Source organism: Paractinoplanes maris, from assembly GCF_023544465.1.
In the GTDB taxonomy this organism is placed as follows: Bacteria; Actinomycetota; Actinomycetes; order Mycobacteriales; family Micromonosporaceae; genus Actinoplanes; species Actinoplanes maris.
This window is the reverse complement of the sequence record NZ_JALPVL010000003.1, coordinates 149,864-173,779: the sequence shown is the minus strand read 5'-3', so window position 1 is coordinate 173,779 and position 23,916 is coordinate 149,864. Positions and strand designations below refer to the sequence as shown.

The following is a 23,916-nucleotide window of genomic DNA, read 5'->3' as shown; positions in this document are numbered from 1 at the left end:
GACCAGCCTAAGTCAGCGCCGGGGCTCCCACCGGAACAGACGCGCGGCCAGCGCGACCGCCACCACCACCCAGGCCAGCGTGGGTGCGAGCAGCACGACGGAGGCGCCGGTCCCGTTCCAGGTGCCGACGACCAGCTCGGTGGCCGCCCCGCCGGGCAGCAGCCGCTTGAGCAGGGTGAGCTCCTCGGTGCCGCTGATGCCGACCCAGCTCGCCACGGCGATCACCCCGAGGCTGACCGGCAGCGTGGTCACCTGGGCGTGCTCGGGCGAGTTGGTGACGCCGGCCGTGGCCAGGGCCAGCCCGACCATCATGGCCATGGTGGCCACGACGGCCACCGCCAGCAGGGCGATGTTGCCCGGCCGGCCGCTGACCACGCCGAACACGGTCAGGATGGCGGTGATCTGCAGCAGCGCGATCCCCGTGACCGGCAGCAGCAGCCCGGCCAGGATGCCGCTGTCACCGGCCGCGGTGGAGCGCAGCCGCTTGAGGAAGAGGTTCTGCCGCCGGGAGGCGAGCGTGGTCACCGCGGTCGTGTAGAGGCCGAACGCGCCGACGGTGAACATGATGACGGCGGCGATGTAGCCGAGGCTGCCGAGGGTGGCGAAGCCCTCGTGCCGGTAGATGAAGAACGCGCTCACCGCGACCGGCATGATCAGGCTGGTCACCAGGACCAGGCGGTTGCGGAAGATCTGGATGAGCTCACTGCGAGCGATGGCGAGCATGACGGGCACTCCTAGGCGTTGATGGCGCGGAAGACGTCGTCCAGCCGGGTCGGGCCGGCCGACAGGTCGCGAAGCTCGACGCCGTGGTCCTGCGCCCAGCCCAGCAGCACGTACAGGTCCTTCTGCAGGTCGAAGGTCTCGACGACGAAGGCCGGGCCGTCCTCGGTGACGGCCAGGGGCAGCGACCCGGGGACGGCGGCGAAGCGGATGTGCGAGGGCAGGGTCCGGGTCAGTTCGCCGACCGTGCCCTCCCGGCGCAGGACTCCCTCGTGCATGAGCCCGATGCGGTCGGCGCGCTGCTGCGCCTCCTCCAGGTAGTGCGTGGTCAGCACGATCGTCGAGCCGTTCTCGCGGAGCCGGTCGACCGATTCCCACAACGCGTCGCGGGACTGGATGTCGAGTCCCGTGGTGGGCTCGTCGAGGAAGATCAGCTCGGGCGTGCCGTACACCGCCGTGGCGAAGTCGAGGCGGCGCTTCTCGCCCCCGCTGAGCTGGGACACCTTGGTGCCGGCCCGGCGGGTCAGCCCGACGACGTCGAGGACCCGGCCGGGGTCGTCGGTGCGCCGGGTGAGCCGCCCGATCAGGCGGACCGACTCGCCCGCGGTCAGATCGGGGGAGAAGCCGCTCTCCTGCAGCATGATGCCCATCCGCGAGCGGACGGCGGCCCGGTCGCGCGGGCTGTGGCCGAGGACCCGTACGGTCCCCGAGGTCGCCTCCCGGTGCCCCTCGACCGTCTCCAGGGTCGAGGTCTTGCCCGCGCCGTTCGTGCCGAGCAGGGCGTAGAGCTCGCCCGGTCGCACCTCGAACGACAAGTCCTTCACGGCATGGAAGTCGCCGTATTTGAGGTTCAGACCTTCAACTTCGATGACTGGCGTTGACATGACTCGATGACACCAGCGGAGAAGCCGGCCGATCAGTGCCGCCGTGTCACGGCGACGTATGACGTGGTGTCACTGTCCGGCCGCGCGGAAGATCCGAATACTGGGGGAGTGAGGGCTCGAGCGCTGCGCATCACCGATGCCACCCAGGGACAGCTGCGCCGGCTGAACCTGGCCACCGCGCTGCCGCCGCTCCTGCTGGCCGCGGTGGTCGTGGTGGCGGTCGACATGCACGCCTGGTGGCACGCCTTCATCCTGGTGCCGGGCGTCGCGGCGGCCCTGGTCGCCTTCGAGCGCTGGACGGCCAACGACATCGGCCGGGTCGCGTTGCCGGCCGTGCTCGTCTCGGCCGTGGTGTGGCCGCTCGGGGTGCTCGTGACCGGCAGCCCCAACGCCTACTGGGGCATCGCGAGCGCGGCCTCGCTGGCCGTCCCGCGGCTGACCCGGCACCGGTACGCGGCGGCCGCCGCCCTCGTCGGCTACGTCGCCGTGATCGGCGCGACCCGGCTGCTGATCGAGCCGGACGGCGCCGTGACCCGGTTCGTCCTGGTCCCGACCGGCCTCACCACGCTGATCATCGTCGCGTCGTTCGTCGGGGAGCGGTTCTACGACATCGTCCAGGAGCTCGAGGTGTCCAAGGAGCGCGAGGCCGAGCTGGCCGTCACCCGCGAGCGGGTCCGGTTCGCCGGCGACCTGCACGACATCCAGGGGCACACGCTGCACGTCGTCAAGCTCAAGGCCGCGCTGGCCCAGAAGCTGGTGCGGGCCGACCCGGACCGGGCCGAGGACGAGCTGCGCGAGATCAACGCCCTGGTCACCGACACCATCAAACAGACCAAGGAGCTCGCGTACGGGCAACGCCGGCTCAACCTGGCGGCCGAGCTCGAGAACGCCAAGAACCTGTTCGAGGCGGCCGGGATCGCGGTGCGCATCACCCGGGAGGCCGAGGCCGGCGCCCGCACCAGCGAGCTGCTCGGCCAGGTGCTGCGCGAGACGACGACCAACATCCTGCGCCACGCCCAGGCCACCCGGGTGCGGATCACGCTGGCCGCGGCCGGCATCACGATCGTCAACGACGGGGCGCGGGGCGAGTCGGTGCCCGAGTTGCGGGGGCTGTCGACGCTGCGGCGCCGGGTGGCCGAGGACGGTGGCGAGCTGACGGTCTCGCTGGCGGAGGGAGAGTTCGTGACAGCGGCGGTGTTCGCCCGATGACGACCGTGGTGCTGGCCGACGACGAGGCCCTGCTGCGCAAGGCGCTGGCCGCCCTGCTGCCGCTGGAGGGCGACATCACCGTGCTCGCCGAGGCGTACGACGGCGCGAGTGCCGTACGGGAAACGCTGAGCCACCGGCCCGATGTGCTCGTCATCGACCTGGAGATGCCGGGCGTGGACGGGCTGGGTGCGGTGGCCGAGATCCGGCGGGCCCGGCCCGGGCAGGTGATCCTGATGCTGACCCGGCACGCGCGGCCCGGCGTGCTCCGCAAGGCGCTGAAGCTGGGGGTGCAGGGTTTCGTCAGCAAGGCGGCCGAGCCGTCGCACATCACGTCGGTGATCGCGACGCTGCACGAGGGACGCCGCTGGATCGATCCCGACGTGTCGGCGCTGGCCGTCATCGACGACTGCCCGCTCACCGACCGCGAACTCGACGTGCTGCGGGTGACCAGCCAGGGCTACTCGGTCGCCGATATCGCCGCTCAGCTTCATCTGGCCGCCGGCACCGTACGGAACTACTTGTCCAACGCCATGCAGAAGACCCAGACGCAGACCCGCCACGAGGCCGCCCGCTATGCCCGTGAGCACGACTGGCTCTGACACCCACCCGAGGAGAAGACATGCTGATCGTCGAAGACCTGATGCTGCTGTTGCTCGACGACGAGACCGGAACCCCGGCCGCGGCCGGCACGCTCTACTACACGCTCGGCGGCGCGGTGCTGGTCGAGCTGGCGCTGATGGGCCGCGTCGAGATCGACGGCTCGAAGGTGCGGGCGGTCGGCAGTGACCCGCTGCCGGATCCGTTGCTGCAGGACGCGTTCGACAAGGTGGCCGAGAAACCGCGCGGCGCCCAGACCCTGCTGATCACCATCGGGTCGGGGCTGTACGAGCCGGTCATCGAGCGCCTCCTCGAGCACGGCCTGATCCGCCGCGAGAAGAAGCGGGTGCTCGGGCTGTTCTCGATGAACCAGTTGCCCGCCGCCGACGCCGAACACGAGGCCGCGGTGCGCGCCCGGATCCGGGCTGTGCTGGTCGACGGCGAGCAGCCGGACACCCGTACCGCCGCGCTGGCCGCGCTGCTCTCGGCCAGCGGGGCGCTGCCGATGCTGCGGCCCCAGCTCGCCTGGTCGGGCCCGGTCCAGCAGAGGGCCAAGGAACTCGAGCAGGGCAACTGGGGCGCGGCCGCGGTGAACACCGCCGTCGCCCGCACCGCGGCGGCGCTGGCCGTCTCCACCGCCGCCGTCGCCGTCACGGTGGTGACCGTGCCGTCCTGATCAGCACCGGCCATTTCTAACCTCCGGGGGCCGATTGCCGATGCGCAAGGGGACGTGAACCGCGCCGGCCCGAGAGGTTATGGATGACCACCGATACTCACGCACGACCGGCGCCCCCACCCGCGGCGCCGCCGGCATCCGGCGGACGCTGGTGGGCGCTGGTCGTGCTGGCCATGGCCCAGCTGATGGTCGTGCTGGACGCCACGATCGTGAACATCGCGCTGCCCACGGCGCAGGCCGACCTGGCCTTCTCGGACGCCGACCGGCAGTGGGTCGTCACCGCCTACGCCCTCGCGTTCGGCAGCCTGCTGCTGCTCGGCGGCCGCCTGTCCGACTTCTTCGGCCGCAAGCGCATGTTCCTCATCGGCCTCGTCGGTTTCGCCCTCGCCTCGGCGCTGGGCGGCGCGGCCGACGGCCTGGAGATGCTGATCGCGGCCCGCGCGCTGCAGGGCGCCTTCGGTGCGGCTCTCGCCCCGGCCGCCCTCTCGCTGCTCTCCACGACGTTCACCCAGCCCGCCGAGCGGGGCAAGGCCTTCGGCATCTTCGGCGCCATCTCGGGCGCCGGCGGCGCCGTCGGCCTGCTGCTGGGTGGCGTGCTGACCGAGTACGCGTCCTGGCGCTGGTGCCTGTTCGTCAACCTGGTCATCGCGGCCATCGCGGTGGCCGGCGCGCTCCTCAAGCTGTCGGACGAGCCGGTCACCAACCGGGCCCGGATCGACATCCCGGGTGCGGTGGCGGCCGTCGCCGGCATGGTGGCGCTGGTGTTCGGCCTCGGCAAGGCGGAGACCGACGGCTGGTCCTCGGCGGTCACGCTGGTGCCGATCATCGCCGGCGTCGTCGTGCTGGTGGCCTTCGTGCTGATCGAGCTGCGCGTCACCAACCCGCTGCTGCCGATGCGCGTCATCCTCGACCGCAACCGCGGTGGTTCCTACGCCGCGATCGGCATCGCCGGAGCCGGCATGTTCGGCATCTTCCTCTTCCTGACCTACTACCTGGTCGGCAACCTCGGCTTCACCCCGGTGCAGACCGGCCTGGCGTTCCTGCCGATGCTCGGTGCCATCATGCTCTCGGCCACCACGGCCGGTTCCCTGCTCACGCCGCGCGTCGGGCCGCGCCCGCTGGTTCCGGTCGGTGCGCTGATCGCGGCGGCCGGCATGGCGTTCATGACCCGGCTGGACCTCGATTCGACGTACGCCTCGGGGGTGCTCCCCGGCCTGCTGGTCATCGGCCTCGGCCTGGGCCTGGTCTTCGCCCCCACGCAGAACGCCGCCACCAGCGGCGTCGAGCACCGCGACGCCGGGGTGGCCTCGGCGATGATCAACACGGTGCAGCAGATCGGTGGCTCGATCGGCACGGCCCTGCTGAGCTCGTTCGCCGCGACCGCCGCCACGAACTACGCGACGTCGCACGCCCCGTCGCCCCAGCTCGCCCTGGAGGCGTCGCTGGCCAGCTACCACACGGTGTTCTGGTGGTCGAGCGGGCTGTTCCTGGTCTGTGCGATCGTCTCGGCGCTGCTGTTCCGCACCGGTCCGCTCGACGTCGACCCGGACGCCCCGCGGGCCATGGCCCACTGACGCCACGACCGGTCACCCGATCCCGGCCACCGCCCTGGTGGCCGGGATCGTCCGTGTGCGTCGCAGATCACGATCGGGTGGCGGTATGAGTACTCTCAGCTAGGCGTGGTAATAATGTCCGTCGATGGACGGGGATGCGAAATGGCAGCGATGGCGGCAAGAGATCTTCGGCGATCCGTATCAGGTGTGGCATGAGGGGCCCGACTTCACGGCCCTGATCGAGGCCGCGCGGCGGGAGCCCCGGACGGTCGAGCGCATGCTGCGAGCCGGCCTGGCCGAGGGCGACACCGTGGCCGCGCAGGCGTTCACCGCGCTCGCCGCGGCCGGGCTGGCGCCGGCCGACGCGGTCAGCATTCTGCGCACGGCGCTGATCCGGGCTCAGGACGAGTTCCGCGTCCGGGTGGCCGAGGGGCTCTACGCGCTGACCCGCGATCCGGGCTGGGCCACGCCGCTGGCGGGCGTGCTGGCCGGTGCGCAGTCCGAGTTCGTCCGGCTGGACGCCGCCGTCGCCCTGGCCGGCTTCCCGCCGACGACCGCGCTGGTGCGGGCGATGGCCGCCGCCGTGCAGGACCCGGAATACCTGGTCCGCTATCACGCCACCAACGCGTTGCTGCGCTGGTCGGGTGACCGGCGGCGGGTCGACGACGTACCGGCCCTCTTCGAGAAGATCAGCGACCGGGCACAGGGGTCCTGGCGGGTCGCGGCCGAGGAGCTGACCGCCCGGCTCTGCCGCTGAGCAGCCGACCCCGTACGGGGGAACGCCCGTCGATATCGCGGGCGGTCGTCGTTGGGCACTCGTGGACGACGAGGACTACGAGCACAGCATCGGCCCGGGCACGACGATCGCGCTCATCGCGGGATTGATCGTCTTCTACGGCCTGTTCATCGCGATCGCGCTGTCGCGAGGCTGATTGCATCCACCTTTGTGGATGCGAGAAGCGGCTCCACGTGGTACTCCGAGAGGAGAGCTCAGCGAGGAGGCCGCCATGTCCGTGTCACCGCAGCGGTTCGGCCGGGGTTCCGGGATCTTCCGGCGCAAACCCGTCGAGGACGTCTCCGACGAGAGCGGCGGCGATCTCGACCGGTCGCTGGGGCTCTGGCAGCTCACCGCGATCGGGGTCGGCGGCATCATCGGCGCGGGCATCTTCGCGCTGGCCGGCGCGGTCGCCAACGAGACGGCCGGGCCTGCCGTGCTGTTCTCGTTCCTGATCGCGGGCATCGCCAGTGCGGCCGCCGCCCTGTCGTACGCCGAGTTCGCCGGAATGATCCCCCGGGCCGGATCGGCGTACACGTACGGCTATGTGGTGCTGGGCGAGGTGGTGGCCTGGTTCATCGGGTGGGACCTGCTGCTGGAATACACGGCGATCGTGTCGGTGGTGGCGATCGGCATCTCGGGCTACTTCTCGTTCCTGATGGCCGACCTCGGCGTGGACCTGCCGGTCTGGATGCTCGGCGCACCCGGATCCGGCGACGGGCACGTGGTCGACCTCTTCGCCGTGGTGTTGTGCCTGCTCATCGCGTACCTGTTGAACCGGGGCATCCGGGCCGCGGCACGGGCCGAGACCGCTGTGGTGATCCTCAAAGTGGTGATCGTCCTGCTCGTCGTGGTGGTCGGGGCCTTCCACATCACCCGGTCCAACTACGACCCGTTCTTCCCGTTCGGCTGGAGCGGCGCGATCACCGGTGCGGCCACGGTGTTCTTCGCGGTGTTCGGCTACGACGCGATGAGCACCGCCGCCGAGGAGTCCAAGGACGCCCGCCGGCATCTGCCCAAGGCGATCATCTATTCGCTGGTCATCTCGATGGTGCTCTACGTGCTGGCCACGCTGGTGCTGACCGGCATGCAGAACTACCGCGACATCGACCCGGAGAGCGGCTTCTCGTCCGCGTTCGCCTCGGTCGGGCTGTCCGGGCTGGCCGACGTCATCGCGGTCGGCGCGATCGTCGGCATCCTGACCGTGATGTTCACCTTCATGCTGGGCGTGACCCGGGTCTGGTATTCGATGAGCCGCGACGGCCTGCTGCCGGCCTGGTTCGGCAAACTGCACCCGACGCGCAAGGTCCCGTCCCGGGTCACCTGGATCGCCGGCGTCGCGTCGGCCGTCATCGCCGGCTTCCTGCCGATCCGGGAGGCGGCCGAGCTGACGAACATCGGCATCCTGCTGGCCTTCGTGGTGGTGTGCATCGCGGTCATCGTGCTGCGCTACCGCCGCCCGGACATCTCCCGCACGTTCCGGCTGCCGTGGATGCCGGTCATCCCCGCGGTCGGTGTGGTCTTCTCGATCTGGCTGATCACCTTCCTCGACCCGGTGACCTGGGTGCGCTTCGCGGTCTGGTTCCTGCTGGGCCTGATCCTGTACGCGGTCTACGGCCGCCACCACTCCAAGCTCAACCGGGAAAGTCCGGCCCGAGACTGAACCGGACCGGTGTGATCCCCGTGGTGGCTGTGTCTCAGCCGTACGAACAGGGGAAACGCCATGCGCAAGTCAGTCGCCGTCCTCTCCGTGGCCGCCGTGTCGCTGGCCGGGAGCCTGCTGGCCGCCGGTCCGGCCGCGGCCGCCACCCGGGCCGCGTGCCCGGTGCGGGCCACCATCTACGGCACGACCGGCAACGACCGGATCGACGGCACCGCCGGCCCCGACATCATCTGCGCCGGGGCCGGCGACGACCACATCGAGGGGCTCGGCGGCAACGACCGGGTCTATGGCGGCCCGGGCAACGACACCATCATCACGCTCGCCGGTCGCGACACCGTCAACGCCGGCTCGGGCTCCGACCTGGTCAACGCCGGCGCGGGCGACGACCTCATCTTCGGCGACAACCCGGTCACCTCGCTGCGGGACCGGACGGACACCGGGGCCGACGGCAACGACCGGATCCAGGGCGGGCTGGGCAGCGAGTCCATCGAGGGCGGGGGAGGTAACGACCTGATCCTCACCGGGGGCGTCGGCGGCCCGAACGCCGCGCTGGGCACGAACATCGTGCACGGCGGGCCCGGCAACGACGTCATCCTCTCGGACTTCCGCTTTCCGGGCGGCTTCGAGTGGTTCTACGGCGACGCGGGCTCCGATGTGTTGTGGCCCAATCCCGTACGCCTGAACCCGCTCGGCAATCTGGCCGTCGGAGGCGCCGGCAAGGACATCATCCTGCTGGCCAACCTGCAGCCGGACGGCGCTCACCTGGGGGACATCGCGACCAGCGTCACCGTCCCGGTGAGCGGTGCCTGCGGGTTCACCGTGCCGCTGCCGGACGACCCGAAGCCCGGCGACACCGGCAAGTTCTCGTGCAAGCTGCCGGTCGGTCTGCGGATCCCCGGGCTGATCGACGCGGTGAAGGTCAGCGTGAGCGTCAACGCCGCCGGCAAGTTCTCCAGCAAGGTCGACGTGAAGTACGACGCCGCCGTGCAGGCCGCTTTCGACTGGCACGACCTGGTGACCAAGGGGGCGCTGCCGGTGGAGGCCTGCCTGTGCGACCCGAAGCTTCCGGGCCGGCTGTCCGTCCTCGGGGACACGGTCAAGCAGTAAAGGTTGTGCTTGCGGTGCGGACCAGGTCGGCCACGGCGGGGTTGCGGCTGTGGGCGGGCCAGGCGAGGACGGTGGTGACGTCCCAGGCGTCGGTCAGCGGGACGGCGGCGTGCGCGCTCCACAGCCAGGAGCGGGACGAGGCGCAGAGCACGGCCATGGTGTGACCGAGGGCGATCAGCTGGGCCAGCTGGGACTGCTCGTGGACCTCGGGCCCCGGTCCGGGCTCGTAGCTGCCGTCCGGGCCGGGCCAGCGGGCCAGTGGCAGGCCAGGCACGTCGCGGATGTCGGCCATGCTGAGCGTGCGGCGTGCGGCCAGGGGGTGGGCGGCGGGCAGGATGGCGACCTGCTGCTCGGTCAGCAGGTCCTCGGTGTCGAAGCCGGCCAGGGCGTCGAACGGGCGCTGCATGAGAGCGACGTCGGCGCGGCCGTCGCGCAGCATCCGGGCCTGCTCGCCCATCCGGCAGAGCACCACGTCGATCGGGCCGGCGTGCGCGTCCAGCAGCGTCTGGAGCAGCTCATGACCGGCGCCCGCCTTGGTCACCAGGGTCAGGCGGCCGGAGCCGGCGGCGGCCCGCTGGGTGCGCCGGGCGGCCGCGGCGGCTCCGTCGAGCAGGACGCGGGCCTCGTCGAGCAGGACCTGGCCGGCGGCGGTCAGCGAGACGCCCCGGCGGTTACGGTCGAGCAGGGTGACGCCGAGGCGCCGCTCGAGCTGCTGGATGGCCCGGGACAGCGGTGGCTGGGCGATGCCGAGCCGGTCGGCCGCCCGGCTGAAGTGCAGCTCCTCGGCCACGGTGACGAAGTATCGGAGCTCGCGCGTCTCCAGGGTGTCCACCGCCCGACGGTACTCCGGTGATACCGCCACGGTATGACAGCGCACTCAAACGGTGTAAGGAACCGGCCGGCCGGCGAGCCACGATCGGCGGCATGAGCGACACGAAGACCGCGCTGATCACCGGCGCGAACAAGGGCCTGGGCTATGAGATCGCGGCGGGACTGGGCGCCCGGGGGCACCGGGTGGCGATCGGGGCCCGCGACCAGGCCCGCGGCGAGGCAGCGGCCAAGAAACTGCGGGCCGAGGGGATCGATGCCTTCGCCGTCCCGTTGGACGTCACCAGTGACCGCGGTGTCATCGAGGCGGTGGGCCGGCTGGACCGCCTCGACGTCCTCGTCAACAACGCCGGCATCTCGGGCGAGACGGGTCCCGGATGGGCGCAGGACCCGACGACCCTCGACCTGGATGTCGTCCGCGAAGTGGTGGACACCAACGTCTACGGCGTCATCCGGGTGACCAACGCGATGCTGCCCCTGCTGCGGCAGTCCCCGTCGCCGCGCATCGTCAACGTCTCCAGCAGCGTCGCCTCGCTGACCTGGCAATCGGATCCGGGCGTCGAGGTCGGCCCGATCATGGCCGCCTACTCGCCGACGAAGACCTACCTCAACGCGGTCACCGTGCACTACGCGCGGCAGCTGGCCGGCACCGGCATCCTGATCAACGCGGCCTGCCCCGGCCTGGTGGCGACCGACTTCACCGGCGGCGCCGGGCGCCCGGCGCGGGACGCCGCGGCCACCCCGATCCGCCTGGCCACCCTGCCCGACGGCGGCCCGACCGGCTCGTTCCTCAACGACGACGGTGTCATCCCCTGGTAGCCAGCCGCACGGCGACACTCCACAACTCCGGCGAGCGCCCGGACTCGACGACGCAGCGGGCCAGCAGCCACTGCCGGACCCGTTCGGCGTCGAGTCCGAGCAGGCCGGCCATCCGGTCGGCGAACGCCCCCGGGCCGGCCGCGAGGCGGTCGGGGAAGTTGAGCATGTGCTGGATCGGGTCGTAGGCCGGATCACCCACATACGGCTTGGGATCGACGATCAGCCACGGCTCGCGCTCGGCCCGCAGCACGTTGTCCGGATGCAGATCGGTGCAGAGAAGGACGTCCTGGTCGGCCGTGCCGGGCAGGCTCCGCCACAACTCCAGACCGGCTCGGGCCAATCCCGGGTCGGGCAGTTTCCCGGGCTCCACCGACTCGGCCCACGCGTCGACCATCGACTGCAGCGGCCGGAAGTCACTGCCCGGTGGGGGCGCGATCCACAGCCGGGGGAGCAGCTTCGCGACCACCTCGTCCCGCTCGGCCGGCGGCACCGACTCGGTGAGCGTCGTCCCGGGCCGGCACGCCTCCAGCAACAGGACGTCGGTCGGCCCGGTGCGCTCCGCGCGATGGACCCGTACGGTGCCCTGGCCGTCCCAGGCCCGCAGACCAGCCGCCTCGTCCCGCGCCTCGTAGTGCACCCACCCGACCTTGAGCACCCGCCCGTCGGCGGTCGGTGCCACCCACGACGCCGTCCCACCCGGCTGATAGGGCCGCCCCAGCTCGAGCCCCCACCGCTCGGCCACCCCGGCCACGGTCGCCGGCAGCTCGCGCACCCATCGGTCGAACGGCGGATGCCGGCCCGTGCTCGACATCAGGTTGGCCGGCATCGCCCCGTCGGTCATGACACGCATGGTGCCGACCGCGATCCCGGATGTCACCCGAATTCCGGCCGCTGCGAGCCCCCGGGAAAGCTCAGGCGCGTGCTCCGGGTGCCGATAGCGTCGGAGTGAGCCAGCACAGGTCGGTGTTCCGGACGGTGCGGCGTGATCCTGTCGTGATCGCGGCCGTGTTGTGGACGCTGGGCGGGTGTGTGGCGTTGTTCGCGCTGTCCGGGCACTCCAACGCGCAGGTGCGGGTGTTCTGGTTCTTCCAGCCGCCGCTGGACATGCTGATGGCGTACTCGTCCTGGCAGGTCAGCCGGATGACGACCGGCGCCCTGCGGCGGTTCTGGTCGGTGATGGCGGCCGCCGGCGCGTTGCTGACCATCGGCGACAGCGTCCAGGTGGTGACCGCGCTCGCCGGCCGGGGACAGTGGTCCACCAACGGCGGAGCCGTGCAGGCGATCTGCTTCACGGTCGGGCTGGCCGCCCTCATCGTCGCCATGCTGGTGCACCCGATGCCCGGGCAGACCCGCCGCGAGCGCACCGCGTTCTGGCTCGACTCGGTGACCGTGCTGGTCGGCGGGGCCGTCGTGGCCTGGTGCTTCGCGGTCGGCCCGGACGACGTGCTCGGCCAGCTGGTGTCCGGCGCGGTGATCCTCACCGCGGGCTTCGCGGCCGTGAAGCTCGTGCTCAGCGGCAACGCCCCGATGCACAAGGCCACCGCCATCACCTTGGTCATGTCGGCCGCCGTCAACGCGATCGGCTTCTTCCTGTCGCCCGGGGCCGACGGCGCGCTGCCCGCCTATGTCTACGCCGTCCGGCTCGCTCCCTCGCTGCTCATCGCGCTGGGCCCACGCCTCCAGGAGCTGGTCGCCCGCTTCGACGAGACGGCGGCCTTCGGTGCTCGCCGCCGCAAGCCCTACAGCCTTCTTCCGTACGGGTCGATCGCGGTCGCCTTCACCGCGATGCTCACGGTCATCCCGGAGGGTCCGCACGCCCGGCTGTGGGGCGCGGTCACCGGACTCGGGCTGATCTTCGCGCTGGTCGTGTGGCGCCAGCTCGCCGCCTTCCGCGACAACAAGCGCCTCATCGACAAGCTCGACGCGACCCTGGCCGACCTGCGCGAGCACGAGGTCCGGCTGCGGCAGCAGGCCCTGTCCGACGGCCTGACCGGACTGGCCAACCGCACCTGCTTCCACGAGCAGATCGCCGCCGAGCTGGCCTCGCCGCCCGAGTCGGGACTGACGGCGGTGCTGATCATCGATCTGGACGGCTTCAAGTCGGTGAACGACACGCTCGGCCACGCGGCCGGCGACGCGCTGCTGGCCGGGGTGGCCGACCGCCTGCGGGTATCGGTGCGGGCCGGCGACCTGGTGGCCCGCCTCGGCGGCGACGAGTTCGCCGTCCTGCTGCGCGACTGCGACGTCGAAGGAGCGACCCACACGGCCGATCGGATCCTGGAGGAGCTGTGCTCCCCGATCCCGTACGAGGACACGATGGTCCGGGCCAACGCGAGTATCGGCATCGCCTGCGCCGAGCCGGGCGACGACGCCGGCAGCCTGTTGCGCAGCGTCGACCTGGCCATGTACGCCGCCAAGCACGACGGCAAGGGCGCCTGGAAGTGCTACGTGCCGCCGACCTCGCCGATCAGCTCGTCACACTGACCGCGGGCCGTGACAGGCGCAGCCGCGATAGGCGATCGGGGCCGTGCCCGCGGGCTTCGGCTGCTCGGCCGCCGACTCGATGTCCGCCAGCATCGCGCGGCGCCGGGCCGGATCGATGAGCCGGCCGCGGACGAAGACGCTGTTGATACGGGTGGTGTTGCGGATGTCGCGCAACGGGTTCGCGTCCAGGAGCACCAGGTCGGCGAGCGCGCCGCGGGCGATCACCCCGGCGTCGCCGCGGCCGAGGTAGCGCGCCGGGTTCAGCGTCGCGGCGGCGATCGCCTGCAGCGGTTCGAGGCCCGCGCGGACAAGCATCGCCAGCTCGTCGTGGAGGCTGAAGCCCGGCATGAGGTAGGTGGTGCCCAGATCGGTGCCGGCCATCAGCGGCACGCCGGCCGCGGCCAGGTCGGCGGTGAGGGCGAGCCGGCGCCGGAACAGCTCCTGTGACCGGCCGATCTGGGCCGGGGTGCGGCCGGGCCGGTACAGGTTGTCCAGCGCCCAGTCCCAGTAGCCGATCAGGTCGGCGCTGAAGTAGCGGTAGCGCGGGTCGTGCCGGTCGATCCGCTCCGGCATGTCGTTGGTCTCGTGCAGCACGAGCGTCGGGGTGACGAAGGTGCCGTTGCGGGCCAGACGGCGGAACACCCGGTCCGCCTTGCGCCGGTCATGGCTGCGGGCCGCGGCGAACTCCAGCGGGTGCATCCGGTTGAACCAGCCGTTGTACTCACCGGGGCCGATCGGGACAGCGGCGACGGCGGCGCGCAGCCGGTCCTCGTCGGCCGAGGTGTCGTACCAGATCTCGAAGAGATGCTCGACGCTGCGCAGACCGCTGTCGCTCGCCTCGGTGAGCGGGACGAAGTCGGGGACGTGGCCGAGGAACGGCAGCCCGAGCCGGTCGGATTCGGCGGCCACGGCGAGGAACGACTCGCGGGTCAGTCGCGTGTACGTCTTGATGAAGGCCGCGCCCTCGGCCTGCTCCCGGCGTACGGCCGCCCGGGCCTGGTCCGGCGTCGCGACCGCCACGTGCACCGACCCGTCGCCGTCGAGCCCGTCCCACAGCGAGGGCGAGCCGTCGACGATCCGGCTGCCGATCGACCACCGCGGGCCGAGCCGGGCGCCCGAGGCGACCTGGTGCTGCCAGTCGCGGGCCAGGGGTCCGCCCGACATCTGCCGCGTCGTGGTGACGCCGTTGACCACGTACAGCTCGGGGTCGGTGTCGTCGATGCCGACGGCATGGGTGTGCATGTCGGCCAGGCCGGGAATGAGATAGCGGCCGGTGCCGTCGACGACCAGGGCGCCGTCGGGCACCGGCACCCGCCGGACCGGGCCGGCGTCGAGGATCCGGTCGCCCCGGATGAGCACGGTGTGATCGCGCCGCGCGCCACCGGACGCGTCGATCACGGTCACGCCGCGCACCGCGGTGAGGCCGCCGGTCGGCCGAGGCAGTTTCAGGGCCGCGCCGGCGCTCAGGGCCATACCGGTGAGAAGCGTCCGCCGGTGCATGAGCATCTCCCTGTCCTCGCGAGGTCGTCGAGAACAGCCTGCTCGCCCGGGCCTGCTCGGTCAGGAGTGCTGGACCCCGTGCCGTGGTGGGGCTAGCACCCGCTCATGACAGGCCCGCGATGATGTCGGCGACTGCTTGCGGCTGGGACAGGAACGGGTGGTGGCCGGCGTTCACCTCGACGACCTGGTCGGCGCGGCGGGCGAACTCACGCTGCGCCGCGGCCGGGGTGCCCCGGTCCTCGGTGCAGACCACGTAGGTTGTGGGAAGACCGGGCCAGGCCACTTCCCGTACGGGCTGCTGGGTGACCGCCAGCGTCTGCCGGACCAGCCGATTCACCGCTTCGCGGCCGATCTCGGGCGAGCAGTCCTGGGCGAACGTCTCGACCGCCAGCTCCGGCCGGGCGCCGAACGTGCCGCCGTCGGGGTCGAAGTCGAGGAACGGGGGCGGCGTGTCGGCGCCGAAGGTCGACAGCGACTCGCCCGGCTCGGGCAGATAGCTCGACACGAAGACCATGTGCCGCACGGATCCGACACCCACCGCGGCTGCTGAGGCGACGATGCCGCCATAGCTGTGCCCGACGAGCACGGTCGGCTGGTCGCTGTCGGTCAGCGCGGCCCGCACCGACGCGATGTCCTCGGCCAGCCCCGGACCGTCCGGCCCGGCCGCCCGGTCGCCCTCTCCACAGCTCGGCAGGGCGGGCGCGGCACTCTTGATGCCACGGTCCTCCAGAGCCGCCGCGGCGGGATGCCACCACCAGGATCCGTCCCGCACGCACGCTCCATGGACAAACACAACACGCATGTCTACCTCCTGCTCCCCACGGTAGACGTAGTCCGCGTTACGTGAAAAAGTGCGGTGGTGGGACGGCACAAGCAACCGGCGATCCGCGACCGGATCCTGGAAGCGTGTGTCGACCACGCGCTCGCCCACGGGCTACCCGACCGCCTCGAACCGTTCGCGGTGGCGGCCGGCACGTCGACCCGCATGCTGATCTACCACTTCGGGACCCGGGACGTGCTGCTGCGCGAAACCCTGGGCCGGGCGCGGCAGCGGCAGCGCGACTTCTTCGGCGACCTGCTCGCCGTACGGCCGGGCGAGCCCTACCCAGCCACCCTGCGCCGAGCCTGGCAGGCGATGACCGGGCCGGCCGGGCGGCCCTATCTCACCGTTTTCGGCAAGCTTCGCGAGGATGCCGAACAGCAGTTGTGGCCGGGTTTCCGGCGGGAGTCGACCACCGACTGGTTGCAGCCGCTGGAGGACGGCATGCGCAGCCTCGGGCGGCCTGAGCTCGGCACGCTGGTGCTGGCGGTGGTCCGCGGGCTGCTGATGGACCTCGAGTCGACGGGGGACGCGGCTCGAGCTGATCAGGCCTTCGACGATTTCCTGGGCATGCTCGGCGGGTAGGTGGCCGTTCAGGGGCGTTGCCTCGCGGGCCCGGTGTTGTGGTCGCGCTGGGGCTTCCCGGTGCGTTCCGCAGTCACATCGCTGCCGCCGCCCGGTTGGTCTTCTTCTCGCCGCCGCTCGGTTGGTCTTCTTCTCGCCGCTGCCGGGGCCGCAGTCGTGCCGGCGCGTGTGCGGCTCGTTCTTGCGGGCGTTGTCTGCGCCATCTCGCGGGCGTTGTCTGCGCCGTTGTTCTGCGGTCGCGTGTCGGGCCGGGTCTTGCGGGCGTTGTCTGCGCCGTCGTTTTGGGGGCGTGTGCCGGGCGGGGTCCTGCGGGCGTTGTCTACGCCACCGTCTTGCCGGTGAGGAAGGCTTCTGCCTGGCGGTGCAGGCGGACCGCGCCGATCGCGGCCGACCAGCGGGAGATCTCGCGAGCCAAGGTGTCGGCGGCGTCGTCGTCGCCGGTGTCGCGGGCCAGCACGGCGAGCAGCATCTGCTGGGCGAGCGTGGCCGCGATCGCTCCACTGGCGGCGGCGAGAGTGGTGGCTCTCTCCCAGCTTCGGCGGGCCGAGTGGAGGTCGCCGTCGTCGCGGTGGTGGTCGCCGAGATGCCGTAGCGCCTCCCAGGTGAGCGGGTCGTCGCCGGCCTCCTCGGCGGCTCGCAGCGCGATCGCATAGTGCTCGGGCGCGGCGGCGCGGTCGGCGAACAAGTTGTCGAGAATCAGGCCGTGATACATGTGCGCCCAGCCCGCCCGGACCGGGTCGGGCGCCTCGTCGGCCAGAGCGTCGGCCCGCTTGCGAAGGTCGGCCAGGACGGCCGGATCCTTGCCCTCTGGCCCGAAGGTGAAGTCACCGCTGCCGCTGCCGCTGCCGCTGCCGCTGCCGCTGGCGCTGTCGCTGTCGCTGGCGCTGTCGCTGTCGCTGGCGCTGTCGCTGTCGCTGTCGCTGGCGCTGCCGCTGGGGAAGAGCTGAGCGAAGTAGTCCATACGCAGGCGCAGGAAGGCGCCGTCCCACGTGGACCCGATGATGCTCTCAGCGGTGGAGAGTCTCTCGCCGGCCCCCGCGGAACCGGTGCGCAGGTCTCGTTCCAAGGCGACCTCGGCGGCCGCCAGGACAAGCCGAGGGTCGGTCGGGCCGGCGGCTTCGATGAGGCGCAACGCCCGGTCCCAGTGTCCGGCGCGGGCGAGATCGATTGCGGCGCCGGGGATTTCGTCGATGAGGGTCATGGCCGCGACGGTAGTTATACGAAAAACTATCCACAAGAAAACTAGTTCGGTACCGTGCGTTTCTCGATGCTGTGGACACGCGCGTTCTGGAGTGGGGCGGCACCGGATGGCCAGTTCGTGTTCACACCGGGAGGCTCGTAGCCAGCCGCCCGCACAAGTCCCGTCCGGGCTGCGAGGTACCGCAGTGGGCGGAAATTGTTCCGGGACCTACTCGGTTCGGCGCGGCCCGGATCCAAGAGCAGGCTGCCTTGCGGTGACGGGAGCGATGACGGTTTCGACTCGCGTTGCCGGGACTGGAGGGGACGGGTCCCTTTCGTGATCGATCAGCTGACGGTGGGCGTCCTGTGGTTTTGAGGCGCAGGAAAGAAGGTGCGGATATGCGGGCCAATGACAAAAGCGTCCGGGACACCGCGGATGAGCATGTGGACGTCTGGGGAGATGAACTGCCGTGGATGGATCCGGTCCAGGAGGCGATCATCGTCCGGCTGGCCGTTCTCGGACGGCATCTCACACAGGCCCGCCGGGCGGCGCTGACAGACGGCGGGTTGGAGCACGGCCAGTTCAAGATCCTGCTGGCACTGAGGCGCGGCGGTCCGCCCTACACGGCGAGCCCGTCCGAGCTGGCCGACCGGCTCGGCTTGACGCGCGGCGCGTTGTCGGCCCGGCTCGGCCCGCTGGAGGAGGCCCGCCTGATCGAACGCGGCACCGAGCCGGGCACCGACCGCCGCCGCGTCCGGGTCCGGCTCACCGAGGCCGGCGACGCGGCTTTCGAACGGCACGCGACCACCGAGAACCGCGGGGAGGCCGCCTTGCTGGCCACACTGACTCCCGACGAATGCGCAATCCTGGCCGACCTGTTGCGCAAGCTGGTTCTGCAGGCCGACCAGGCGCTGTGAGCACGCCTGTCAACTGGCCGACCGACGCCACTCGCCCGGGCGAACGCGAAAACCTCGCCAAGCTGGTCCTGCCGGCGGACCGGGCGCTGTGAGCACGCCCGGCAGCTGGTGGACCGACGGGGCTCATGCCCGTTGCCCAACCCGACAACGATGGCGCGGCGCCATGGGTAGGAAATGCGTACCGAGAAGGACACGGCTGTGGACAACCTGTCTCCGGGGTTTGACGAAGGCGTAGGTCCACGGCGCCCTATCAGTTTGAAACGTCACGAGCGGTCGCAGGGGCTGCCGTTCACCGTGAACGTTGCCGGTGCGGCATTGCTGGTGGTCCAGCGGCCGATGAGGCCGGCCGTGACGCTGCTGCCGGGCGCGATCCGGGCGTTCCAACGGGCGGCGCTCAGAGTGACGTCACTGCCGGTCTGCGCGAACGTGGCGTTCCAGGCCGAGGTGACGCGCTGGTCGCCGCCGGTCGAGAAGGTGAGCGTCCAGCCGTCGACGGCGGTCGCCCCGGTGTTCGTGATCGTCACCTCGGCCACGAACCCGCCGGTCCACTCGGCGGTGGTCCGATAGGCGACCTCGCAGGTGCGTGCCGGCGGTAGGGTGGGCGTAGTGGTGTTGGGCACCGAAACCAGGTTCGTGGCGATCGAGAGGTTCCCGGCCGCGTCTTTGGCGCGCACGTAGAAGTAGCGCAACCCGAGCCCGCTGGTGCCGAACGGCGCGACGATCTCGGTGCCGGTCGTCGTGCCGACCAGCGTCGAGGTGTACCAGCCGTCGAAGAAGTAGACGTTGTAGCCGGCCACCGCGGTGTTGTCGGTGGCCGGCTCCCAGGCCAGCGCGGCGCCGGTCGGCGTGACGGCGGTGACCCGCAGGTTGCCCGGCGTGGCGGGCGGAGTGGTGTCGCCGGTCGTTCCGGCCGGGGTGACGACGACGAGTGGCGGCGGCGAGAGCGAGAGGCGGCCGGCGGTGTCCCGCGCCGACACGGAGAACGAGTACTGGGTGGTCGGCCGGATGTTCGAGTTGAGGGTGACCGTGGTGACGTTGCCGACCGGCTGCGACCAGTAGATGTCGTTGAACGCCTGCGTGTAGTTGATCCTATAGCTGTCGATCGGGTTCGATCCCGGGCTGGCCGCCGTCCAGGAGAGGGTGATCGACGCCGGCGTGACGGCGGTGACGCGGAAGTTGGTCGGCGCGCTCGGCGGTTGACCGGTCGGCCCGGGCGGAGCGGGGGTCGAGGTCGTCGGCGGGGCCGGAGTCGTGGTCGGCGGCGTGGCCGGAGTCGTTCCGGGCGGCGAGGTGGTCGCCGGATGCGCGGGGTTAGCCAGGCCGGGCGCCGCGATGCCGGGCGCCGCGATGCCGGGTGCTGCGATGCCGGGTGTTGCGATGCCGGGTGCCGCGAGGCCGTGTGTCGCGAGACCGGGCGCCGCGAGACCGGGCACCGCGGGGCCTGGTGCCGCGGGGCCTGGTGCCGCGGGACTGGGAGCTGCGAAGCCGGGTGCCGCGTGGCCGGGTGCTGTGGGCGGCGAGTTCGTGTCGGCAGCGGCGGCGGGGGCGGTTAGCGTGGCGGCGGCGGCCGCGGTGGTGAGCGTGATCGCTAGCAGCGCACGAATCGGGGTCCCCATGCACCCGACCGTCCAGTATGCATAGATGAATGTCAACGGCTACTCGTGGGTCACCGGCATCCTGTCGCGGTGAGTAGGCTGCGGCTCATGATCAGAGCCCGTCGTCTGGTGGAGGGCGACCTGGTGGCGCTCGTCTCGCCGTCGGGGGCGAGCGAGCCGGGCCGGGTCGCCGCCACCGTGTCCGCGCTGGAGGGGTGGGGTCTGCGCGTGCGGCTCGGTGACCATGCGGGCGGGCGGCACGCGTTCTTCGCCGGCACCGACGACGAGCGGCTGGCCGATCTCGACGACGCGTTCCGCGACCCTGCCGTACGCGGCGTGTTCTGCATGCGTGGTGGCTACGGCATGCAGCGGATCGTCGATCGCGTCGACTTCGCCGCCGTTCGCGCCGACCCCAAGGTGGTCATGGGCTTCTCGGACGTCACGGCCCTGCACGCGGCGCTGTGGCGAGAGGCCGGCCTGGTGACCGTGCACGGTCCGACCGCGGGCCAGTTCGAGCGTGGCCCCGAGTCGCTGACCGTGCGGGCGGCCCGGCGGGCGGTCACCCTGAGCGATCCCGTGACGGTCACCGCGGTGACGGCCGAGCCCACGTACGCCGTACGGGTCGAAGGGGTGGCCTCGGGAACCCTGCTCGGCGGCAACCTGGCCATGCTCGCGAGCACGATCGGCACGCCGCACGCCCCGGATCTGACCGGCGCGATCCTGTTGCTCGAGGATGTCGAGGAGGAGCCCTATCGCGTCGACCGCATGCTCGTGCACCTGCGGCGCGCGGGTTGGCTCGCCGGCGTGCGGGGAATCGCCCTGGGCCAGTTCACGAACTGCGTCGGCACCAACCCGGACTACCCCCCGATCGCCGACGTCCTGCGCGAGCAGTTGGCCGCGCTGGGCGTGCCGGTGCTCGGCGGCCTCCCCATCGGCCACGGCGCCGAACAGGTCTCCGTAGGCCTCGGCGTCCCCGCCCGCATCGACACGACGGCCGGCACGCTGGTCGTCGATCCCGCCGTACGCTGACCCGCCCATCGCATCCGCCAGCCGCCATCGGCGTTCACCCGGCTGACGTGTCGGCCTGTCGCGTCCGCCTGACGTGTCGGCGTGGCGTGTTCGCCTGACGTGTCGGCGTGGCGTGTTCGCCTGACGTGTCGGCGTGGCGTCTCCGCCGGACGAGTGGGCTTGTGGCATCCGCCTGTCGCGTCCGGCGATGAAGCTATTCCGCCTGACGTGTCGGCCTGGCGTCTCCGCCTGACGTGTCGGCGTGGCGTGTCCGCCGGACGTGTCGGCCTGTGACATCCGCCGGTGGCGTCTGGAGAAAAGGCTATTTCTCGGCCCAGACCCCCAGCTCGTTGCCACTCGGGTCGGTGAAGTGGAAACGCCGGCCACCGGGAAACTCGTAGGGACCCTCGACGACCCGGCCGCCGGCCGAGCGCACCGCCTCGACCGAAGCGTCCAGCTCGGCCGAGAACAACAGCACGAGCGGGCCACCCACGCCGACCGGCTCGCCCGCGCGGAGCCCACCCACCTCGCCGGCATCGTCGCCGGGCCGGCGGATGCCCGCATAGTCGGGCCCGTAGTCGTTGAACTGCCACCCGAAGGCCTCGCCGTAGAAGCGCTTGGCCTCGGCGAGATCCCCCACCGTGATCTCGACGTAGTCGATCGAGTGATGCTGGTGCGTCGTCTGATCAGTCATGCCCGCATTCTGCGCGCGGGGTACGACACTTTCCGGCGACCGGCACGCATCCCCTGGTCAGCGCGAAGGCACGACCCGTCGGTACGACCGGCACGCACCTCCTCGGTCAGCCGCCAGGAGGCACGACCCATCGGTACGACTGGCACACACCTCCTCGGTCAGCCGCCAGGAGGCACGACCCGTCGGTACGACTGGCACACACCTCCCCGGTCAGCCGTCAGGAGGCACGACCCGTCGGTACGACTGGCACACACCTCGCTGGTCAGCCGCCAGGAGATACGACCCGCCGGTACGACCGGGGAAAGGCACTCTCGAAGCGGCGGCCGGATTGGCGGCCACGTGGTCCGCGGGTTGAGCAGGTGGAGCCCGCCGAATAGCACTGCCGCGGCGACCAGCGCGTCAGGCTCGGGGGAGCCGGAACCACCGACGGCGTGCCGGTTGCGGCGTCGGGGACCACCAGGGCGGCCACCGTGGGCACGTCAGGTTCGGGGGAGCGGGACCACCAACGGGGTGCCGGTCGCGGGGTCGGGGACCACCAGGGCGGCCAGGTTGAAGACGTCAGCCAGGAGGTCCACGGTGAAGACCTCGGCCGGTGTGCCCTGGGCGACGATCCGCCCGCCGCGCATGGCCACCACGTGGTCGGCGTAGCGGGCGGCCAGGTTCAGGTCGTGCAGGACCATCACGATGGTGCGGTCGCGTTCGCGGTGGAGGCGGGAGACCAGGTCCAGCACGTCGATCTGGTGGCTCAGATCCAGGTAGGTCGTGGGCTCGTCGAGCAGGAGCACCTCAGTGCCCTGGGCGACGGCCATCGAGATCCAGGCACGCTGGCGCTGGCCGCCGGACAGCGCCTCCACCGGGCGGTGGGCCAGGTCGCGCATGTCGGTCCACTCGAGGGCTTCGGTGACGATCTGCTGGTCGGCCGGCGACCATTGGCGGAACCAGTTCTGGTGCGGGTGGCGGCCCCGCATGACCAGGTCAGCGACGGTGAGGCCGTCGGGGGCGACCGGGCTCTGCGGGAGCACCCCGATGATGCGGGCGACCTCGCGGGTGGGGATCCGGTCGATCCGGCGGCCGTCGAGGAGCACCTCGCCCGCGCGGGGCTTGAGCAGGCGGCCCAGCGCCCGCAGCAGCGTCGACTTCCCACAGCCGTTGGGGCCGACCACGGCGGTGACGGCGCCGTCGGGCAGGTCCAGGTCGAGCCCGTCCACCACCACGTCGTCGCCGTAGGCCAGCCGCAGCCCGCGCGCCCGCAACCGTGATGCCGGCTCGGCTGTCGGAGACCCTGTCATGCGGAGACCCTTCGGTTGGTGCGGATCAGGAGCCAGAGGAGATAGGGCGCGCCGACCATGGCGGTCACCAGGCCGACCGGGAGCTCGCGGTCGGGCAGGACCAGCCGGGCGGCCAGGTCGGCCGCGGAGACCAGCAGGGCGCCCAGAATCGCCGAGACGATCAACGGTGGGCGCGAGCCGCCGCACAGTCGCAGGGCGATCTGCGGGACCACGAACGCGACGAATTCGATCGGGCCGGCGGCGGCCACGGCACCGGCGGCCAGGGCCACGGCGGTGAGGACGACGGCCAGGCGGGCGGCCTGCAGGCGTACGCCCAGGGACTTCGACACGTCGTCGTCGAACTGCAGTGCCTGCAGGGTGAAGCTCGTGGCCACGGCCAGCGGGAGGAGCACGGCGAGGCCCAGCGAGAGCGGGCGGACCTGGGACCAGTCGGCGCCGGCGACCGAGCCGTTGAGCCAGATCGTGGCGCGGGCGGCGTCGACGATCTCGGCCCGCACGAGGAACCAGGAGACGCCGGCCGTCACCACCTCGCCGATGCCGATGCCGACCAGCACCAGGCGGAAGCCGTCGACGCCCTGCCGCCACGCCAGCAGGTAGACCAGCGTGGCCGTGATCAGCCCACCGGCCAGGGCGGCCAGAGGGACCGCGCCGATCGCCGCGCCGCCGCCGAGGACGATGACGGCCACCGCCCCGAGCGACGCGCCGTGCGTGACACCGAGGACATCGGGGCTGGCCAACGGATTGCGGGCGAATGTCTGGGTCAGCGCGCCGGAGACCGCCAGTGCCGCTCCCACGAGCAGAGCGGTCAGGATGCGGGGCAGCCTCAGGTCCAGGACGATCAGCTTCTGGGCCGCGGTGCCGCCACCCAGCAGCGTGCTCACGACGTCGCCGGGGGCGATGGTGAAACTGCCGTGGCCGATGCTGTGGACGACGATCGCGGCGGTGAGGGCCAGCCCGGCCACGCCGACGGCAACCGACCGCACAGCGAGCGTGCCCGTCATCGGTCCGATGTG

The 23,916-nt window shown here is 71.6% G+C and carries 23 protein-coding genes; 12 read left to right on the top strand and 11 right to left on the bottom strand.

The genetic code is table 11. The features are described from left to right. Nucleotides 1–12 precede the first annotated feature (12 nt). Together NAG42_RS09490 and NAG42_RS09485 are read right to left on the bottom strand one after the other, a co-directional pair. On the bottom strand, nucleotides 13–723 hold the full coding sequence (locus NAG42_RS09490; RefSeq protein WP_250029524.1) for a hypothetical protein: 711 nt from the start codon (nucleotides 721–723) through the stop codon (nucleotides 13–15). A gap of 11 nt (nucleotides 724–734) precedes the next feature. Next, nucleotides 735–1,604 (bottom strand): ABC transporter ATP-binding protein, encoded by an 870-nt coding sequence (locus tag NAG42_RS09485; protein WP_250029522.1) that lies wholly within the window; start codon nucleotides 1,602–1,604, stop codon nucleotides 735–737. Between the two features lie 108 nt (nucleotides 1,605–1,712). Here NAG42_RS09485 and NAG42_RS09480 point away from each other — a divergent pair, with 108 nt between their 5' ends. The 7 genes from NAG42_RS09480 to NAG42_RS09450 all read left to right on the top strand — a co-directional run bounded on the left by NAG42_RS09480 (nucleotide 1,713) and on the right by NAG42_RS09450 (nucleotide 9,184). Further along, nucleotides 1,713–2,813 carry a sensor histidine kinase gene (locus tag NAG42_RS09480; RefSeq protein ID WP_250029520.1) on the top strand — a complete coding sequence of 367 codons (1,101 nt, stop codon included), beginning with the start codon at nucleotides 1,713–1,715 and terminating at the stop codon, nucleotides 2,811–2,813. Next, complete coding sequence (locus NAG42_RS09475; protein WP_250029519.1) at nucleotides 2,810–3,412, top strand: response regulator transcription factor; 603 nt, start codon at nucleotides 2,810–2,812, stop codon at nucleotides 3,410–3,412. The genes NAG42_RS09480 and NAG42_RS09475 overlap by 4 nt, the downstream gene beginning before the upstream one ends. Nucleotides 3,413–3,432: 20 nt before the next feature. Continuing rightward, on the top strand, nucleotides 3,433–4,086 hold the full coding sequence (locus NAG42_RS09470) for a GOLPH3/VPS74 family protein (RefSeq protein WP_250029517.1): 654 nt from the start codon (nucleotides 3,433–3,435) through the stop codon (nucleotides 4,084–4,086). An 83-nt stretch (nucleotides 4,087–4,169) separates the two neighbouring features. Beyond that, the gene (locus NAG42_RS09465) at nucleotides 4,170–5,660 is read left to right on the top strand and encodes an MFS transporter (protein WP_250029516.1); all 1,491 of its coding nucleotides are present in this window, start codon (nucleotides 4,170–4,172) and stop codon (nucleotides 5,658–5,660) included. 124 nt (nucleotides 5,661–5,784) lie between these two features. Then, complete coding sequence (locus NAG42_RS09460; protein WP_250029514.1) at nucleotides 5,785–6,396, top strand: hypothetical protein; 612 nt, start codon at nucleotides 5,785–5,787, stop codon at nucleotides 6,394–6,396. Between the two features lie 250 nt (nucleotides 6,397–6,646). Then, nucleotides 6,647–8,077, top strand: coding sequence for an amino acid permease (locus NAG42_RS09455; protein ID WP_250029513.1), 1,431 nt, complete (start codon nucleotides 6,647–6,649; stop codon nucleotides 8,075–8,077). A 60-nt stretch (nucleotides 8,078–8,137) separates the two neighbouring features. Then, nucleotides 8,138–9,184, top strand: a complete 1,047-nt coding sequence (locus NAG42_RS09450) for a calcium-binding protein (RefSeq protein ID WP_250029511.1) — start codon at nucleotides 8,138–8,140, stop codon at nucleotides 9,182–9,184. Here the strand turns inward: NAG42_RS09450 and NAG42_RS09445 are convergent. Then, nucleotides 9,174–10,007: a LysR family transcriptional regulator gene (locus NAG42_RS09445; RefSeq protein ID WP_250030320.1), complete on the bottom strand. Its 834-nt coding sequence runs from the start codon at nucleotides 10,005–10,007 to the stop codon at nucleotides 9,174–9,176. The two genes, NAG42_RS09450 and NAG42_RS09445, sit on opposite strands and share 11 nt — an antisense overlap. A gap of 101 nt (nucleotides 10,008–10,108) precedes the next feature. Here NAG42_RS09445 and NAG42_RS09440 point away from each other — a divergent pair, with 101 nt between their 5' ends. Then, nucleotides 10,109–10,831, top strand: coding sequence for an SDR family oxidoreductase (locus NAG42_RS09440; protein WP_250029509.1), 723 nt, complete (start codon nucleotides 10,109–10,111; stop codon nucleotides 10,829–10,831). Here the strand turns inward: NAG42_RS09440 and NAG42_RS09435 are convergent. After that, complete coding sequence (locus NAG42_RS09435) at nucleotides 10,818–11,672, bottom strand: aminoglycoside phosphotransferase family protein (RefSeq protein WP_250029507.1); 855 nt, start codon at nucleotides 11,670–11,672, stop codon at nucleotides 10,818–10,820. The genes NAG42_RS09440 and NAG42_RS09435 overlap by 14 nt on opposite strands. A 134-nt stretch (nucleotides 11,673–11,806) precedes the next feature. Here NAG42_RS09435 and NAG42_RS44000 point away from each other — a divergent pair, with 134 nt between their 5' ends. Beyond that, the gene (locus NAG42_RS44000) at nucleotides 11,807–13,315 is read left to right on the top strand and encodes a diguanylate cyclase domain-containing protein (RefSeq protein WP_308201132.1); all 1,509 of its coding nucleotides are present in this window, start codon (nucleotides 11,807–11,809) and stop codon (nucleotides 13,313–13,315) included. On the opposite strand, the gene NAG42_RS09425 is transcribed toward NAG42_RS44000, so the two are convergent. Both NAG42_RS09425 and NAG42_RS09420 read right to left on the bottom strand, forming a co-directional pair. Then, a complete protein-coding gene (locus NAG42_RS09425) occupies nucleotides 13,307–14,815 on the bottom strand; it encodes an amidohydrolase family protein (protein ID WP_250029505.1) in 1,509 nt (502 codons plus the stop codon). The two genes, NAG42_RS44000 and NAG42_RS09425, sit on opposite strands and share 9 nt — an antisense overlap. A gap of 103 nt (nucleotides 14,816–14,918) precedes the next feature. Further along, nucleotides 14,919–15,617: an alpha/beta fold hydrolase gene (locus tag NAG42_RS09420; RefSeq protein WP_284045136.1), complete on the bottom strand. Its 699-nt coding sequence runs from the start codon at nucleotides 15,615–15,617 to the stop codon at nucleotides 14,919–14,921. Nucleotides 15,618–15,674: 57 nt separating this feature from the next. Here NAG42_RS09420 and NAG42_RS09415 point away from each other — a divergent pair, with 57 nt between their 5' ends. Further along, nucleotides 15,675–16,220, top strand: a complete 546-nt coding sequence (locus NAG42_RS09415) for a TetR/AcrR family transcriptional regulator (RefSeq protein WP_250029502.1) — start codon at nucleotides 15,675–15,677, stop codon at nucleotides 16,218–16,220. A 319-nt stretch (nucleotides 16,221–16,539) separates the two neighbouring features. Here the strand turns inward: NAG42_RS09415 and NAG42_RS09410 are convergent, their stop codons facing one another. Then, entirely contained in the window at nucleotides 16,540–17,421 is an 882-nt protein-coding gene (locus NAG42_RS09410) for a hypothetical protein (RefSeq protein ID WP_250029501.1), read from the bottom strand. A 377-nt stretch (nucleotides 17,422–17,798) separates the two neighbouring features. Between NAG42_RS09410 and NAG42_RS09405 the strand changes: the two genes are divergently transcribed. Next, complete coding sequence (locus NAG42_RS09405; RefSeq protein WP_250029499.1) at nucleotides 17,799–18,317, top strand: MarR family winged helix-turn-helix transcriptional regulator; 519 nt, start codon at nucleotides 17,799–17,801, stop codon at nucleotides 18,315–18,317. Nucleotides 18,318–18,580: 263 nt separating this feature from the next. Here NAG42_RS09405 and NAG42_RS09400 read toward each other — a convergent pair whose 3' ends face one another. After that, complete coding sequence (locus NAG42_RS09400; protein WP_250029497.1) at nucleotides 18,581–19,750, bottom strand: cellulose binding domain-containing protein; 1,170 nt, start codon at nucleotides 19,748–19,750, stop codon at nucleotides 18,581–18,583. A gap of 270 nt (nucleotides 19,751–20,020) precedes the next feature. Here NAG42_RS09400 and NAG42_RS09395 point away from each other — a divergent pair, with 270 nt between their 5' ends. Then, complete coding sequence (locus NAG42_RS09395) at nucleotides 20,021–20,941, top strand: S66 peptidase family protein (RefSeq protein ID WP_250029496.1); 921 nt, start codon at nucleotides 20,021–20,023, stop codon at nucleotides 20,939–20,941. A 301-nt stretch (nucleotides 20,942–21,242) separates the two neighbouring features. Here the strand turns inward: NAG42_RS09395 and NAG42_RS09390 are convergent, their stop codons facing one another. The 3 genes from NAG42_RS09390 to NAG42_RS09380 form a co-directional block, all read right to left on the bottom strand. Then, a complete protein-coding gene (locus NAG42_RS09390) occupies nucleotides 21,243–21,614 on the bottom strand; it encodes a VOC family protein (RefSeq protein ID WP_250029493.1) in 372 nt (123 codons plus the stop codon). 479 nt (nucleotides 21,615–22,093) lie between these two features. Further along, nucleotides 22,094–22,903, bottom strand: coding sequence for an ABC transporter ATP-binding protein (locus tag NAG42_RS09385; protein WP_250029492.1), 810 nt, complete (start codon nucleotides 22,901–22,903; stop codon nucleotides 22,094–22,096). After that, entirely contained in the window at nucleotides 22,900–23,904 is a 1,005-nt protein-coding gene (locus NAG42_RS09380) for a FecCD family ABC transporter permease (protein ID WP_250029490.1), read from the bottom strand. Before NAG42_RS09380 ends, NAG42_RS09385 begins: the two co-directional genes overlap by 4 nt. Nucleotides 23,905–23,916: the final 12 nt, after the last annotated feature.